A 13,869-nucleotide genomic window follows, 5' to 3' on the forward strand; every position below is an offset into this window, starting at 1 on the left:
TTCAAGATTATTTGAAATAACGTAGGGATGTCCCGCTGGAGCAGCAACGATGGGCGTTGGCATCGGCATTAATGGCTTTGGCCGCATTGGTCGCTTGGTTTTGCGTGCCGCGTGGGGTTGGCCTGAACTGGAGTTTCGCCACATTAACGAGATTAAAGGAGGCACAACCGCTGCCGCCCATTTACTAGAGTTTGATTCGGTGCATGGCCGCTGGCCCCAAGCCATTCAGGCCAAAGAGGGGGCGATCGCCATCAACGATCAGATCATTAGCTTTTCGGAAGCAAAAACCCCAGCAGAGGTACCTTGGCAAGAACGAGGAGTCGAGATTGTTCTGGAATGCTCCGGTAAATTCCGTACCGCTGAGCAACTGGCGGCCTACTTTGCAGTTGGGGTGAAAAAAGTGATTGTTGCTGCCCCCGTCAAGGAACAGGCCCTCAACATTGTCATGGGCGTCAATGACCATCTCTACAATCCCCAAGAACACCACTTGCTCACCGCCGCCTCCTGTACGACAAATTGCCTTGCCCCCGTCGTTAAGGTCATTCACGAAACCCTTGGCATTCGCCACGGCTTGATCACCACGATCCACGATGTCACCAATACGCAAACAGTGGTGGATGCCCCCCACAAGGACTTGCGCCGTGCCCGCTCTAGTCTGATGTCTCTTGTGCCGACAACCACGGGTTCAGCCACTGCTATTGGGCTGATTTATCCCGAACTCCAAGGCAAACTCAATGGCTTGGCGGTACGGGTGCCCCTGTTGAATGCGTCGCTCACCGACTGTGTTTTTGAAGTGAGCCGCCCCACCAGTGTGGCCGAAGTGAATGCAGCTCTTAAAGCTGCCGCCGCCGGGGAACTCAACGGAATTCTCGGTTATGAGGAGCGCCCTCTTGTTTCCATTGACTATTGCAACGACCCCCGTTCCAGCATTGTCGATGCCCTCTCCACAATGGTTGTGGATGAAACGCAGGTGAAAATTCTCGCATGGTACGACAACGAATGGGGCTACAGCAATCGCATGGCCGAATTAGCTCGTCACGTCGCCACTACGTTGCCCTAAGGAGTCTGCTATGGCTGTGTCCACCAGTGTCCGCAACTATATGATTGTTACCCTCGCCTACTGGGGGTTCACGATTACCGATGGCGCACTGCGGATGCTAGTGCTGCTCTACTTTAACCAGATTGGCTACACACCGCTGCAAATTGCCTTCCTATTTCTCTTCTATGAAATTTTTGGCATTGTCACCAACTTTCTCGGTGGCTGGATTGGTTCCCGTTTAGGGCTGAATGTCACCCTCTACGCGGGCATTGGTTTACAGGTGATCTCGCTGATCATGCTCACGCCCCTAACGCCAGAATGGCCTTTGTGGTTTGCGGTGCCCTATGTGATGGCGGCACAGGCGATGTCGGGGGTGGCCAAAGACCTGACAAAGATGAGTTCTAAGAGCGCTATTCGCTTAGTGGTGCCCCAGGAGGCAGAGTCACAGCTCTTTAAGTGGGTGGCGATTCTGACGGGTTCTAAAAATGCCCTCAAGGGGGTGGGTTTCTTTGTTGGCAGTGTGTTGCTGACATTGGCGGGCTATAGAGCGTCTCTGTGGATCATGGCGATCGCGCTTATCTTGATCCTGTTCAGCGGTTTGTTATTGCCACGGGGGATGGGGCAGATCAAAAAGAAAATCAAATTTCGCCAACTCTTTTCCAAGAGCAAGGAGATCAATATTCTTTCTGCTGCTCGCTTTTTCCTCTTTGGGGCGCGGGATGTCTGGTTTGTGGTGGGTTTGCCCGTCTATCTCCAAAGTGTTCTCAACTGGTCATTTTATGAAGTGGGGGGCTTTCTCGCCCTGTGGGTCATTGGCTATGGAGGTGTCCAGTCCTCGGCACCCCTGCTGTTGAAATACATCAATCGCGGTCGCCCTCCCCAAGCCGCCACTATTCAGTTTTGGACGTTTACACTGACGATTGTGCCAGCAGTCATTGCCTTGGGCTTGATGAGCCACTGGAATCCCAATGCCGTCATTATTGGCGGCTTGCTCCTTTTTGGCTTGATTTTTGCCATGAATTCGGCAGTCCACTCCTACTTGGTGCTGGCCTACACCGATGATGAAAAGGTGGCCTTGAATGTTGGCTTCTACTACATGGCCAATTCCGGCGGGCGACTAGCGGGAACGGTTCTCTCTGGCCTCATCTATCAAATTTGGGGCATTGTCGGCTGTCTGTGGGTTTCGATGGTCTTTGTCCTCTGTGCTGGACTCATTTCCCTAAAGCTCGAGGATCCGAAACGGCAGCAGCCCTACCCCTCGTTGGTTGTGGGGGATGGTGAATAACTGCAACATTTTCCCCTAGGGGTTAGAACTGAATAAAATTGAGATATGGTGAGGTTCCCCGAGGAATTGCCCTTATGATGCTCCCCCAAGAAATCATCGGCCAAAAAGTGTGGTTGGAAGTGGAACCCGAAGATGCCTACTATGCGGGTGAGAAAATTCGAGTACAGGCGGAAATTAGCCAGCCCACTGCTCCCCCGTGGTACTATGCTCGCTACATTAACCCGCCCCGCTGGTTCCGCACCCAAGGTCAGTGGCTCACCCACCATGAGGCGGAGATGGCAGTGCTCTTGAATCCCGTCTTGGAGGATTTGGAGCTGGGGGAAGAGGATTACGACGGTGATGAACTGACGAATGGTGATTTTAGCGATCGCTAGGAGCGTCTCGGGTCTGTTGGTCAGGGTGGCGATCGCCCACTGTTAGCTGCTATACTAAGTGCCAGGAAGAGTGGTGTATTGGCAGCACCCATGAACGTTCTATCCTGAACGGTTCAAAAATCTCCTTCCCCTCGGGAAGTGAGGCTGTCACTTTTTGAGATTGTTTGGGTGTGGTGGGCAATGTCCCGCCTTTTTTATTTCCTATGCAGATACAGATGCTTTTGCCTGTGGTGCAAACCCTTGCCCAGCAGGTTGCCGACCAAGAACACCTTGATCTGGTGAGTGTGCAGTGGCTGACCCATCAATCGCCCCCGATTTTACGGGTGGAGGTGCGCCATCCTGAGAATGACACCAGCTTAGAGGATTGCGAACGGCTGAGTCGGGCACTGGAGATGGCTTTGGATGGGCTGCCAGAGTTGGAGTTTGCCTACGTTCTCGAGGTGTCGAGTCCGGGCCTGTCGGATTACTTGAGTAGCGATCGCGACTTTGATGCCTTTCGTGGCTTTCCTGTACGGGTCACGACCACCGCACCCCATCGGGGCAAAACCCTTTGGGAGGGCAACCTGATTCGCCGTGACGCGGTGAATGTCTATCTCAATCAACGGGGGCGATCGCTGGCGATTCCCCGCTCACTCATTGCCAGTGTCCAACTGTACACCCCCAGCAGTGAGCCTTAGCAGCAGTTGATCTACTAAATGAACGAGGTTGTAACGGACGATGACCATCTATCGCTTACCCGGCCTACGGGCCATGATCAATGAAATCAGCCAAGAGCGGAATTTGCCCAAGCACGCGGTACATCAAGCCCTCAAGGAAGCACTGCTCAAGGGATACGAACGCTATCGCCGCAGTCTGCGCCCGGATCATAGTCACTTTGAAGAAGACCACTTTGCCAACTTTGAAGTGGAACTAGACACCGAGCAGGAGGGCTTCCGCGTTTTGGCCACCAAAACGATTACGGAAACAGTGGCGAACCCCGATCGCGAAATTGCCCTTGCCGATGTGATTGAGGTGGTGCAGGATGCCCGTGTCGGCGATACGGTGCTGTTGGATGTCACCCCTGACCATCAGGAATTTGGCCGCATGGCCGCCATGCAAACCAAGCAAGTGCTGGCGCAGAAATTGCGAGATCAACAGCGTCGCCTCGTCCAAGAGGAATTCAAAGACCTCGAGGGCACCGTACTCATGGGGCGCGTCCTGCGGTTTGAGCGGCGATCGGTGATTATGGCTGTGCGCAGCGATGCTAGCCAACCGGAAGTGGAGGCCGAACTGCCGAAACGGGAACAACTTCCCAACGACAACTACCGCGCCAACTCCACATTCAAGGTGTATCTCAAGCGCGTCAAAGAGGGACCTCAGCGCGGCCCCCAATTGGAGGTTTCCCGTGCTGATGCTGGCTTGGTGGTCTATCTCTTTGCCAATGAGGTGCCAGAAATTGAGGATGAAGTGGTGCGGATTGTGGCCATTGCTCGCGAAGCCAATCCCCCGAATCATAAAGTCGGCCCCCGCACCAAAATTGCCGTGGATACCTTAGAGCGGGATGTCGATCCGGTGGGTGCCTGTATTGGGGCACGGGGATCCCGCATTCAAGCAGTGGTGAATGAACTGCGGGGGGAAAAAATTGATGTGATCCGCTGGTCGCCGGATCCAGCCACCTATATTGCCAATTCCCTCAGTCCCGCCCCGGTAGAGGATGTGCGGCTAATCAACCCCGAAGCCCGCATTGCCCATGTCCTTGTGGCACCGGATAAGGTCTCCCAAGCCATTGGTAAGGAAGGCCAAAATGTGCGCTTGGCAACTCGCCTAACGGGCTGGAAAATTGAGGTGCGCGATAGCTCCCAATACAACTATGAAGAGGAGGATCGCTTGGCCATGGCCGCCCTCGAAGAACAAGTTGCCAGTTAGGGATGATGGCTGTCCCCCAACGCCGCTGTGTGTCCTGTGGCCGCTTGGCCGATCGCTCGGAGTTTTGGCGAATCGTGCGCTGCTGGCCCGATCAAAAGGTGCAGTTGGATCGGGGGATGGGGCGATCGGCCTATCTGTGTCCCACTGCCGAGTGTCTCAAGGTGGCCAAACAAAAAAAACGCTTGGCGCGATCGCTCCGCTGTCCCATTCCCGAGGATATTTTTACGACCCTTGCTGCTCGCTTAGATGCCCATCGCAACTATGACTGACTCCCCCATTTGGCAGCCCTTTACACAAATGAAAACGGCGGCTCCGCCCCTGAAGGTGGTGCGTGCCCAAGGTGCTCGCCTTGAACTGAGCGATGGCCGTCAGATTATTGATGCCATTTCCAGTTGGTGGGTGACGCTCCATGGCCACAGCCATCCTGTGCTGGCTAAAGCGCTCTATGAGCAGGCACAAACCCTTGAGCACGTCATTTTTGCTGGCTTTACCCATGAGCCAGCGGAGCAGCTTGCCCAACTGCTGTGTGCCCACACGCCAGCGGGGTTACAACGGGTCTTTTTTTCCGACAATGGCTCAACCGCCGTGGAAGTGGCGCTGAAGATGGCCTACCAGTATTGGCAGCGGCGAGATCAACCCCAGCGATCGCGCTTCATTGGCTTTACCGGCGGGTACCATGGCGATACCCTTGGGGCAATGACTGTCGGCCAAAGTTCCCCGTGGTGGCAACCCTTTCAACCGCTGCTCCCCCCCTTAACAATCCTGCCCTACCCAGCAACCTATGCGGGGGATCCAGAGGTGGAGACCAAGGAAGCACAGGCGATCGCTCAACTGGAGGATACCCTGAAGGCAGACCCCGATGCCTATGCCGCTCTCTTCATTGAGCCACTCGTACAGGGGGCAGGGGGAATGCGCATGTGTCGTCCCTCGTTTTTGCAAGCCCTTTCTGCAATTGCCAAGGCCTATGGGGTGTTAGTCGTCTATGACGAGGTGATGACGGGGTTTGGCCGCACAGGTGCCCTCTTTGCCTGTGAGAAAGCGGGGACACAACCCGATCTCCTTTGTCTCTCTAAGGGGTTATCGGGAGGCTGCTTGCCCATTGCCGTCACATTGGCCACTGAGGACATTTACCAAGCCTTTTATGCCGATGATCTGGCGCGCGCCTTTTTCCACAGCCATTCCTATACCGGCAATCCCTTGGCCTGTGCCGCGAGTGTGGCTTCATTTCAATTGCTGCTTGCCAAACCTGAAGCCTACCAAGGTCTAGAGGCGCGCCATTGGCAGTGTTACCAGCAGTATCTTGCCGATGTCAGCAATCTCAAGCAATTTCGCACCTGTGGCACGATCGCGGCCATGGAATTGGCGACGGCGGCCTCCTACTTTAGTGACCTTGTGCCCCAACTGCGCCGCCGCTTTATTGAGTTAGGTGTGCTGCTGCGACCTTTGGGCAATACGCTCTATATCCTGCCCCCCTACTGCATTAGTGATCAAGAACTGGCCGCAGTCTATCGCGCCATCCGCCAAGTGGCGATCGAGGTGGCCGCAGGTTATTTCACCGCAGTCTCTGCTTGAGTGGCCATATAACTCAGGAGCCAATTGACCGCAGTGGCACGGCGCGTACGGCGGGGGTTGAGTTCCTTGATTTCATAGCCAGCAAAGCCCAACTGTTCCTTGAGAAGTTGCTTGTGGGCAGGGGGAATAGAGCGGGTGAGCTTGACGATGGCGGGGCGGCTGCCAATGAAGTCTGGCGGTTGGGGATAGTCTTGTCGCCATTCTGGAGGCACGCGATCGCTCTGCCAAGTTTGGCTGTGGGCGTCATAGCGATAGCCCAAGGAGTGCCACAGGAGCTGATTGACCGTAGCATCATCCAATTCATCATTGAGAATTTGCCACAACGTGGCTTCTGTGAGAGGGGGGAGTGGCGAATCAGAGCTATCCATTCACACTCTTTGTGATCAGTCGGTCTACTGAAACCGGTACCATAAAAAGGGTGGTTTCTCTAAATCTGCCCTTATATGTCTGCTTCGGCAACGAATTCCCCTTCCCGCTGGCGATCGCTACGCAATAATGCCCTCCTGATTGGGGTGGCTGTGCTGATCACGCTACTGATTCGTATTTTTGTGGCGGAGTCGCGCTTTATTCCCTCAGAGTCTATGGAGCCAACGCTTTGGCCAGGCGATCGCATTGTGGTGGAAAAGATCACCTATCGCCAGCGATCGCCTCAAGCGGGGGATATTGTTGTCTTCTATACCCCACCCCTCTTGCAGGCCCTTGGTTATCGCGCCGATCAAGCCCTCATTAAACGAGTGATTGCCACCGCCGGGGACACGGTTGCCGTGCATGATGGTCAAGTTTGGGTCAACGATCGCCCCCTTGCAGAACCCTACATTGCTGAGCCACCCGTTTATACGCTCTCCCCAGTGACAGTGCCAGAGAATATGCTCTTTGTTATGGGAGATAACCGCAACCACAGCAATGACTCCCATATCTGGGGATTTTTGCCCCTTGAGAATGTCATTGGTCGGGCGATCGCCTGCTATTGGCCCCTCAACCATGCGGGTAAAATTTCGTCCCCGGCTGCCTAATAGGTGACTAGCCGCATCAGTGTGGGGTTAGCATCCTCCACCAGTCCCCATTCAACTGGTAACGGTACCACTTGTCCCACAGGAGTTGTTTGCGTTGCTTGGAGACAATCAGTCTGCAAACTGTAGTTGCCATTGCGCAGGCTTGGCGGTTGGGCAGGGCGGCTGACTTGACAGGTTTTAATGACCGTCGCTCCCACCTGTAGCGTGCTATGGGTTTGGCTGTGAGCCAAAGGTGTCCAAGAAAACACGGCTAACACACTCAAGGCGATCGTGGCGACAAGAGACTGCCGCCAAAACTGCATGCTGAACATAATTCCCCCGCCTTCTCTTTATCGAGAAGTCATTGATGAAATCACTCGTAACAGTTCCTTAGATTCCTTCCCCCGCTTTTGGAAACGTGAGGCTTTGAGTCTTGAACAGTGAATACTAAGGTATTAACTGCAAAAAAGTAATAAGAAAATGTGAGGAGCTGTTTAGAGTTGTAGGGGATTCAGTCGCCTTCCCTACACTTCTATTGTAGTCTTTATAGCCAAACCTAGTTACGATCCTGTACAAAAGTTCATGATTGAGTCTTATACCAATTCAATTTGAAGATATAGTCATTTCGAAAGAGAGTGAGATATTTTCAAGAGGGATAGGCTATACTCAAAGCGTCATGAATGTTACTCAAGAATATGAGCTATAGCTTGGACTGACGAGAGCGATTTGTCTCCTACATCCAGCAAGGTGGCAAAATTAGTGAAGCAACTCAAATCTTTCAGGTGAGCCGCGCCACTATCCATCGCTGGCTGAAGCGAGAGGACTTAGCGCCCACGGTTGTCCCCCGTCGTCCTTGGAAACTGGATTGGGCGGCCTTAGAGACGGGGTTTGACTCTCGAGTGGAGTGTGAGTATGGGTGGTCAGCGCGAGGCCAACGAATTGATGGAGAGTGAGCTTTGTGGGCGGCTGTGGACAAGTCCTTGCTTCAGCCAGTAGAGCATCTGCAAGCGTTCCTGCTGTCGGGCATCGGTTTCATGGTTGCAAAGAGCTGGTATAGGATATCGCTTCTTGTCGCTTGAACTCTGTTCATCCAGCGAACTCAAACAATCTGCCATCTTCTACTGCTCAGCAAATAATGGTATAAACTCCCTTCCCTTCAAGGCAGTGGACTAAATGGGAACGCTAGCAAGGACTATCCTCTTTAGGGGTCAATTTGTGCCTGTGCCACTACTGGCATAGTTCCAACGAAAAACGGCTATTCACCTGTCAGGATCGAAGTATCAGCGTAACGACACCGCCCTTCGCTACGGTTGACGCTTCAAAACGCTGGTTTAGGCCACTTCGCGTTTCAGGTAGGGAAATAGAATGATTTCGTTGGCACGTTTGGGTTGGTTACTTTCAGTTGTATTGGGAGTTGTTACCCTTGGGTTCACCAATGGGCTGGCGATCGCTCAACCGCTCTTGGCACGACAAAATCAATCTCCATTGGTCAATGGCCTGTATCTCCTTGGCGAGTCGCCCCAACCCCAACAGGTGGGTCATAGCTATATTGTCTTTGAAGTCAAAGATCAGAAGGTCTATGGGGCGTTTTACATGCCCAATTCCTCCTTTGATTGTTTTCGGGGTACCGTGGGCGATCGCCAGTTGCAGGTGACGGTTCTACCCACCTATGAGGAGGAACCCTACCAAGCAGAAATTGATTTACCCAGTTTCTATAGTTTGCGTCGTATTAGTGCTAGCGATCGCGCCATTTTGGCTGCCTGCAAAGCTGAGCCGCTGCCCATTGCCACCCAAACCGGAAGCTAGGCAGAGGTGCTATCATCAGACGGTACCTTTTGCCGTTAACTTTTGGTTAAGTCTGAATGGTTAAGTTGACCCCGACGCCTGCCTATAGTCTGACGCTGCGATTGAAGACTTCCTTAGATCCAACGGAATTAGGAACCGTTCTCCAGATCATTGGTGGGCAACAGGGGCAAGTGGGTTCCATCACCCTGATCGAGAAAACCGCTAATAAAATCCTACGGGAACTGGTGGTGGTGGCTGCCAGCCGCGATCATGCTGCGGCCATTGTCAATGCTGTGAAATCTGACACCCAAGCCACGGTGCTAGAGGTGAGCGATCGCACCTTTCGGCTCCATGAGGGGGGCAAAATCACCGTTAGAAGCAAGCATCCCCTTCAGGAATACGACGATCTGGCGATGGCCTATACGCCGGGCGTCGGTCGGGTATCCCAAGCGATCGCTGACGATCCTCAATTGGTGCACAAACTGACGATCAAAAGCCATACGGTGGCCATTGTCAGTGATGGCAGTGCAGTCTTGGGATTAGGCAATATCGGCCCAGAGGCTGCTCTACCGGTGATGGAGGGCAAGGCCATGCTCTTTCAGGAATTTGCCGGTCTGGACGCCTTTCCCATCTGCTTGAGCACACAGGAGGTGGATGAAATCGTCGCCACCGTCAAGCGCATCGCCCCCGTCTTTGGTGGCATCAATCTAGAGGATATTAGCGCCCCCCGCTGCTTTGAAATCGAAGCCCGTCTGCAAGCGGAATTGGATATCCCTGTGTTTCACGATGACCAGCACGGCACGGCCATTGTCACCCTTGCCGCCCTTAAAAATGCCCTGCAACTAGTGGCTAAATCCTTAGATACGGTGCGCATTGTCATTAACGGGGCGGGGGCAGCCGGCATCGCCGTGGCCAAGCTCCTGCGCAAAGCCGGCGCCCACCATCTAACCCTCTGCAACCGCCAAGGCATCCTCTCAAAAGACAAAGCACAAACACCAGCACAGCAGGAATTTGCCGTCGCTGAAACAGGAACGCTGGCTGATGCTCTAGAGGGTGCCGATGTCTTTATTGGCTTGAGTGCCCCCGGCGTCCTGACATTGGAAATGGTGCAGCGCATGGCTCCAAAAGCGATTGTTTTTGCAATGGCCAATCCCGTGCCGGAAATCCAACCCGAACTCATTTATGACCATGTGGCGGTGGTGGCCACTGGCCGCAGTGACTATCCCAATCAAATCAACAATGTGCTCGCTTTTCCGGGGGTGTTTAAGGGTACCCTTGCCTGTCGGGCACCCCGCATGACGGAGGAGATGTTCCTCGCGGCAGCAGCAGCGATCGCGGCCTTGGTCAGTCCCTCGGAACTGCACTCAGCCTATATTATCCCCTCAGTGTTTGATCCACGGGTGGCACCGGCAGTGGCCAAGGCTGTCGAGGACTGCGCGCGATCGCTGGGGTTAGCGCGTGCCTAGTCTCTATTGCGAGACAGTAAAGGGTTGAGTCAGGGTCAAGCCCAAATCCGTATTGGCATCAATCACCACTAGTCGCTGCACGGCTGGATCAATCGCACCACCAATGGTGGCACCGGCGGCTGCACCGGTAATCACTTTTTCGGGCGTAATCTTGCGATCGCCAATCACTGCAGAAGCACCCGTGGCCAAAGCAGCACCAATCAGCGTATCGCGAATAATGGAGGTGGCAGGCCGTCCTTGGTTGGTTTCAATCGCTGCCCCCGTCACTGTCCCCGTGAGCACTTTTAGGGGCGTAATCCTGCGGTCTCCCGCCAAGCCAGAAATCCCCGCAGCCACCGCCGAACCAATGGCCGCATTGCGGAAGACATTGCCAATGTTGGGATCACGGGCATCGCGAATCGTACGAATTACTTGGGAATTAGCAGCGATCGGGAGTTGGCGATTATTGATCACCACCGTATTGGCCACAAATTGAGACCCCCCTTGGGCGGGCTGGATCTGGCCAAAAATTTCACTGCCCACGGGAATCACAACACGACCTTGGCTATCGCGGACATCGGTAGCCGTCACCAAGCGGATCGCAACACTTTCATTGGGGCTAAGGACAATCCGCTCTGCATCGGGGAAACGAGCCGGAATTTGCTGACCGGCTGGGAGCGCAATAGGCGAGGTGGTAGCCACACCCGCAATGTACTGCGTCGGGACAAGGGCTTGGGCACCGGGGGCACGGGTCGCCTGACAGAGGAATGCGGCAATATCGGCACGGGTGGCCAGTTGATTCGGCGCAAAGAACTGCACATTGGGATAGTTCACCACCACTTGTTTGGCGGTGGCAGCGGCCACACCCGCACGTCCATAAGCGGGAATTGCTGCCGCATCATTGAACTGGCCTAAGACCCCCTCCACAGAAGGCGGTGTGGGATATTGCAAGCCACTGGCTAGAGCCACGATCGCCTGAACACGCGGAATATTTTGATTGGGCTGAAACACATTGCCGGGGTAGCCACTCAAGAAGCCAGTACGGGTGGCATTTTGAATCGCACTCGCTGCCCAAAATGTGCTGGGGACATCGTTAAACATACTGGGGGCACGCACCACAGGCGCATTGGGAAACGCCTTCCCCAGCATGGCTGCATATTCAGCACGGGTGACGGGGGCAAAGGGGCGAAAGGTGCCATCGGGATAGCCGCTGATAATGTTGCGACTGGCCAAGTGGTCAATACAGGCCTGTGCCCAAATGCCTTGGGTATCGGTAAAACGGGATTGGGCTTGCACCGGAACAGCCGCTAGAAGGGCAAGGGTACCAGAACTCATTAAACCGCAGCTCAAAACGGCCAAGCTGCGCTGTGCGAGGCTCTGCATAGCAAATCTCTCCAAGTAAGAGGGTATTCAAGTTATCTGAGAGGGTTTTGGATTCCCCTCAGCAATTTTGATTGGGAAAACACGTCAATCGTTGACTCTGCTGATGCCTATGGACGCAGTGCCGGAGATTAGGTTCCCTTGGGGGTAGGGGCTTCACTGGGGACAAGAACCGATTCCACTTGGGTATTCATTTGCCAGCCCGAAATTAAGGCCGCCGGTAGGGTGTGGGGTTTGGGGCTGTGGAGCAGGTAAATCAGGCGATCGCCCACTTGCCACTCTTCATTGGCTCGCACCACCCGCAATCCCTCTGGCCGTTCCACAAGCAGGGGAAGCACTTTCCCAGAGCGGATCAAGGCGTCAAGGTGCTGGCGTTGCAATTGCGATCGCTCCTCCTCAATCACCAGTTCCCCTAGACGAACTGCCTCAGTATTGATATATTGATTCCATTTTTTGATCGACAGTTGTGGGGTAAAGGCTGGACTCAACCCCAAGGGACAATCCTCTACCTCAAGGGCGGCCAAGACCCGTGGCGGATGAAATTCTTCGAGGACGCGCTGTGCCAGCACCGCATTCACCTCAGTATTACTAGTCACAGCCAGATAGGTGCCCAATTGAGTAATACCAGCCTCCTGCAAAATATTCAGGTCAAGGGCACTACTGAGATAGACGGGCAGATGTTCACGGCGGGCTTGTTCAACGGCCTCAGGATCGGTGTCAATCATCACCACCTCTTCGCCGCGATCGCGCAAGATCCGCGCCAACAAACGACCCAAGGGCGTACAGCCAGCAATCATCACCCCTGAAGCCCCTTGGGCACGCACATTCAGTTGGGTTGCCACCCAGCGCGCCGTTAGGCCTTGGCCGAAAACCGTCATCAAAATCGTCAGGAACACTTGTCCTTTAATGGCATCCCCCCCACTAATTCCCGCATTGGTGAGGGTAATCGAAAATAGCGAAGCCACTGAAGCCGCAACAATTCCCCGCGGCGCAATCCAACTGAGGAAGGCTTTTTGTTGCCAACTGAGATCACTGCCCCACGTACATAGGACAACGCCGAGGGGACGAATCAGGAACATTAAGCACAACACCGTGAACACCCCCGACCAACCTAGCTCCAATAGACCAGCGATCGAGAGATCCGCAGCCAGCAGGACAAACAAGACCGAGATCGAGAGCGTACTCAGTTGACCCTTGAAACGCCGCAGTACCCGCCCCCCCGGCACATCCGACCAACGCAGTACCAGCCCCAGAACCACCGCCATCATCAAGCCGGATTCGCTCACCAGTTGATCCGAGAGCCAAAATAGCCCCCACAGCGCTGCCAGCACCAACAGGTTCCGCAAATCTTCCGCCAAAAACCAAGCGCGGTGCAGGAAGCGATTGAGACACCAGCCACCAATACCACCAATCAAGACCCCCACCGCCAAGCGTTGAATAATCCCGAGGGCGATCGCCCCCATGCCGAGGTCTTGATTGAGAACTACGTTCAGCACCATCACCGCCAAAATGGCACCAATGGGGTCAATGAGCACGCCTTCTCCCTCGAGAATGACCGCCAATTTGTGCTCTACACCCACCTGACGCAGCAGCGGCCCTACCACCGTAGGCCCGGTCACCACCACCACAGACGCATAGAGAAAGGCCAGTTGCCACGGAAACTCGCCAATCCAATGGGCGGCCATGGCGCCAGCCACAAACGTCACCAGTCCCCCCAGCGTCACTAACTTCCAGAGGCTACCCGTAATATCTTGGTCAGCGCGGCTCAGGTCTAAGCTCAAGCCCCCCTCAAAGAGAATCAAGGCCACACACAGGGGCACTAACACCTCTAGGCCTTCGCCTAAAACTTCCGGATGGACTAGCCCCAAGCCGCTCGGCCCTGAAAGAATACCCGCCAGTAACAACAGGACAATACTCGGCAGCCGTAGCCAATGGGCAGTCACTTGGGCACCAATGCCTAGGACAACGGTGATGACGAACAAGGCGGTGAGTTCGGCACTACTTTCCATCGCAGCCTCCACAGAGGTTTAGGCGTTTAGGGCTAGACTGACGGGCAAGCGTTCCTCCTTGTTCTACGTCAAAGTTCAGTATT

Annotated in this window: 14 protein-coding genes and 1 pseudogene; 11 read left to right on the forward strand and 4 right to left on the reverse strand. The window is 54.5% G+C overall.

Annotated features, from left to right (window positions below; all coding sequences use genetic code 11):
* Positions 1-49 precede the first annotated feature (49 nt).
* The 7 genes from RHK62_RS08350 (at position 50) to bioA (ending at position 6,175) form a co-directional block, all read left to right on the forward strand.
* Positions 50-1,060 carry an ArsJ-associated glyceraldehyde-3-phosphate dehydrogenase gene (locus tag RHK62_RS08350; RefSeq protein WP_206199569.1) on the forward strand — a complete coding sequence of 337 codons (1,011 nt, stop codon included), beginning with the start codon at positions 50-52 and terminating at the stop codon, positions 1,058-1,060.
* A gap of 10 nt (positions 1,061-1,070) precedes the next feature.
* On the forward strand, positions 1,071-2,324 hold the full coding sequence (gene arsJ, locus RHK62_RS08355) for an organoarsenical effux MFS transporter ArsJ (protein ID WP_206199570.1): 1,254 nt from the start codon (positions 1,071-1,073) through the stop codon (positions 2,322-2,324).
* 74 nt (positions 2,325-2,398) lie between these two features.
* Positions 2,399-2,698: a hypothetical protein gene (locus RHK62_RS08360; protein WP_206199571.1), complete on the forward strand. Its 300-nt coding sequence runs from the start codon at positions 2,399-2,401 to the stop codon at positions 2,696-2,698.
* A 215-nt stretch (positions 2,699-2,913) separates the two neighbouring features.
* Positions 2,914-3,375 carry a ribosome maturation factor RimP gene (rimP, locus tag RHK62_RS08365; RefSeq protein ID WP_190278200.1) on the forward strand — a complete coding sequence of 154 codons (462 nt, stop codon included), beginning with the start codon at positions 2,914-2,916 and terminating at the stop codon, positions 3,373-3,375.
* A 40-nt stretch (positions 3,376-3,415) separates the two neighbouring features.
* Positions 3,416-4,603: a transcription termination factor NusA gene (gene nusA, locus RHK62_RS08370; protein WP_149818240.1), complete on the forward strand. Its 1,188-nt coding sequence runs from the start codon at positions 3,416-3,418 to the stop codon at positions 4,601-4,603.
* 2 nt (positions 4,604-4,605) lie between these two features.
* Positions 4,606-4,872 carry a YlxR family protein gene (locus RHK62_RS08375; RefSeq protein ID WP_149818242.1) on the forward strand — a complete coding sequence of 89 codons (267 nt, stop codon included), beginning with the start codon at positions 4,606-4,608 and terminating at the stop codon, positions 4,870-4,872.
* Positions 4,850-6,175, forward strand: coding sequence for an adenosylmethionine--8-amino-7-oxononanoate transaminase (gene bioA, locus RHK62_RS08380; protein WP_310453566.1), 1,326 nt, complete (start codon positions 4,850-4,852; stop codon positions 6,173-6,175). Before RHK62_RS08375 ends, bioA begins: the two co-directional genes overlap by 23 nt.
* Here bioA and RHK62_RS08385 read toward each other — a convergent pair.
* Positions 6,151-6,543 (reverse strand): DUF1823 family protein, encoded by a 393-nt coding sequence (locus tag RHK62_RS08385; RefSeq protein ID WP_310453567.1) that lies wholly within the window; start codon positions 6,541-6,543, stop codon positions 6,151-6,153. The two genes, bioA and RHK62_RS08385, sit on opposite strands and share 25 nt — an antisense overlap.
* Positions 6,544-6,618: 75 nt before the next feature.
* On the opposite strand from RHK62_RS08385, the gene lepB reads away from it, so the two are divergent.
* Positions 6,619-7,188 (forward strand): signal peptidase I, encoded by a 570-nt coding sequence (gene lepB, locus RHK62_RS08390; protein WP_302677908.1) that lies wholly within the window; start codon positions 6,619-6,621, stop codon positions 7,186-7,188.
* On the opposite strand, the gene RHK62_RS08395 is transcribed toward lepB, so the two are convergent.
* A complete protein-coding gene (locus RHK62_RS08395; RefSeq protein ID WP_310453568.1) occupies positions 7,185-7,490 on the reverse strand; it encodes a hypothetical protein in 306 nt (101 codons plus the stop codon). The two genes, lepB and RHK62_RS08395, sit on opposite strands and share 4 nt — an antisense overlap.
* 405 nt (positions 7,491-7,895) lie before the next feature.
* Here RHK62_RS08395 and RHK62_RS08400 point away from each other — a divergent pair.
* The 3 genes and pseudogenes from RHK62_RS08400 to RHK62_RS08410 form a co-directional block, all read left to right on the forward strand.
* Positions 7,896-8,120: pseudogene (locus tag RHK62_RS08400) on the forward strand (IS630 transposase-related protein); the annotation flags it as partial.
* A 412-nt stretch (positions 8,121-8,532) separates the two neighbouring features.
* Entirely contained in the window at positions 8,533-8,973 is a 441-nt protein-coding gene (locus tag RHK62_RS08405; RefSeq protein WP_206199577.1) for a hypothetical protein, read from the forward strand.
* A 56-nt stretch (positions 8,974-9,029) separates the two neighbouring features.
* Positions 9,030-10,418: an NAD-dependent malic enzyme gene (locus RHK62_RS08410; RefSeq protein ID WP_206199578.1), complete on the forward strand. Its 1,389-nt coding sequence runs from the start codon at positions 9,030-9,032 to the stop codon at positions 10,416-10,418.
* A gap of 3 nt (positions 10,419-10,421) precedes the next feature.
* On the opposite strand, the gene RHK62_RS08415 is transcribed toward RHK62_RS08410, so the two are convergent.
* Together RHK62_RS08415 and RHK62_RS08420 are read right to left on the reverse strand one after the other, a co-directional pair.
* Positions 10,422-11,780, reverse strand: a complete 1,359-nt coding sequence (locus tag RHK62_RS08415) for an S-layer homology domain-containing protein (RefSeq protein WP_310453569.1) — start codon at positions 11,778-11,780, stop codon at positions 10,422-10,424.
* Positions 11,781-11,908: 128 nt separating this feature from the next.
* Positions 11,909-13,786, reverse strand: a complete 1,878-nt coding sequence (locus tag RHK62_RS08420; RefSeq protein ID WP_302677923.1) for a sodium:proton antiporter — start codon at positions 13,784-13,786, stop codon at positions 11,909-11,911.
* Positions 13,787-13,869 lie beyond the last annotated feature (83 nt).

The organism is Thermosynechococcus sp. HY213, assembly GCF_031460975.1.
Classification (GTDB): Bacteria; Cyanobacteriota; Cyanobacteriia; order Thermosynechococcales; family Thermosynechococcaceae; genus Thermosynechococcus.

Bases quoted from the DNA above. Each gene is read 5' to 3' on its own strand.
- RHK62_RS08350 (WP_206199569.1), top strand. From the start codon at position 50: ATGGGCGTTGGCATCGGCATTAATGGCTTTGGCCGCATTGGTCGCTTG.
- arsJ (WP_206199570.1), top strand. From the start codon at position 1,071: ATGGCTGTGTCCACCAGTGTCCGCAACTATATGATTGTTACCCTCGCC.
- RHK62_RS08360 (WP_206199571.1), top strand. From the start codon at position 2,399: ATGATGCTCCCCCAAGAAATCATCGGCCAAAAAGTGTGGTTGGAAGTG.
- rimP (WP_190278200.1), top strand. From the start codon at position 2,914: ATGCTTTTGCCTGTGGTGCAAACCCTTGCCCAGCAGGTTGCCGACCAA.
- nusA (WP_149818240.1), top strand. From the start codon at position 3,416: ATGACCATCTATCGCTTACCCGGCCTACGGGCCATGATCAATGAAATC.
- RHK62_RS08375 (WP_149818242.1), top strand. From the start codon at position 4,606: ATGATGGCTGTCCCCCAACGCCGCTGTGTGTCCTGTGGCCGCTTGGCC.
- bioA (WP_310453566.1), top strand. From the start codon at position 4,850: ATGCCCATCGCAACTATGACTGACTCCCCCATTTGGCAGCCCTTTACA.
- RHK62_RS08385 (WP_310453567.1), bottom strand. From the start codon at position 6,543: ATGGATAGCTCTGATTCGCCACTCCCCCCTCTCACAGAAGCCACGTTG.
- lepB (WP_302677908.1), top strand. From the start codon at position 6,619: ATGTCTGCTTCGGCAACGAATTCCCCTTCCCGCTGGCGATCGCTACGC.
- RHK62_RS08395 (WP_310453568.1), bottom strand. From the start codon at position 7,490: ATGCAGTTTTGGCGGCAGTCTCTTGTCGCCACGATCGCCTTGAGTGTG.
- RHK62_RS08405 (WP_206199577.1), top strand. From the start codon at position 8,533: ATGATTTCGTTGGCACGTTTGGGTTGGTTACTTTCAGTTGTATTGGGA.
- RHK62_RS08410 (WP_206199578.1), top strand. From the start codon at position 9,030: ATGGTTAAGTTGACCCCGACGCCTGCCTATAGTCTGACGCTGCGATTG.
- RHK62_RS08415 (WP_310453569.1), bottom strand. From the start codon at position 11,780: ATGCAGAGCCTCGCACAGCGCAGCTTGGCCGTTTTGAGCTGCGGTTTA.
- RHK62_RS08420 (WP_302677923.1), bottom strand. From the start codon at position 13,786: ATGGAAAGTAGTGCCGAACTCACCGCCTTGTTCGTCATCACCGTTGTC.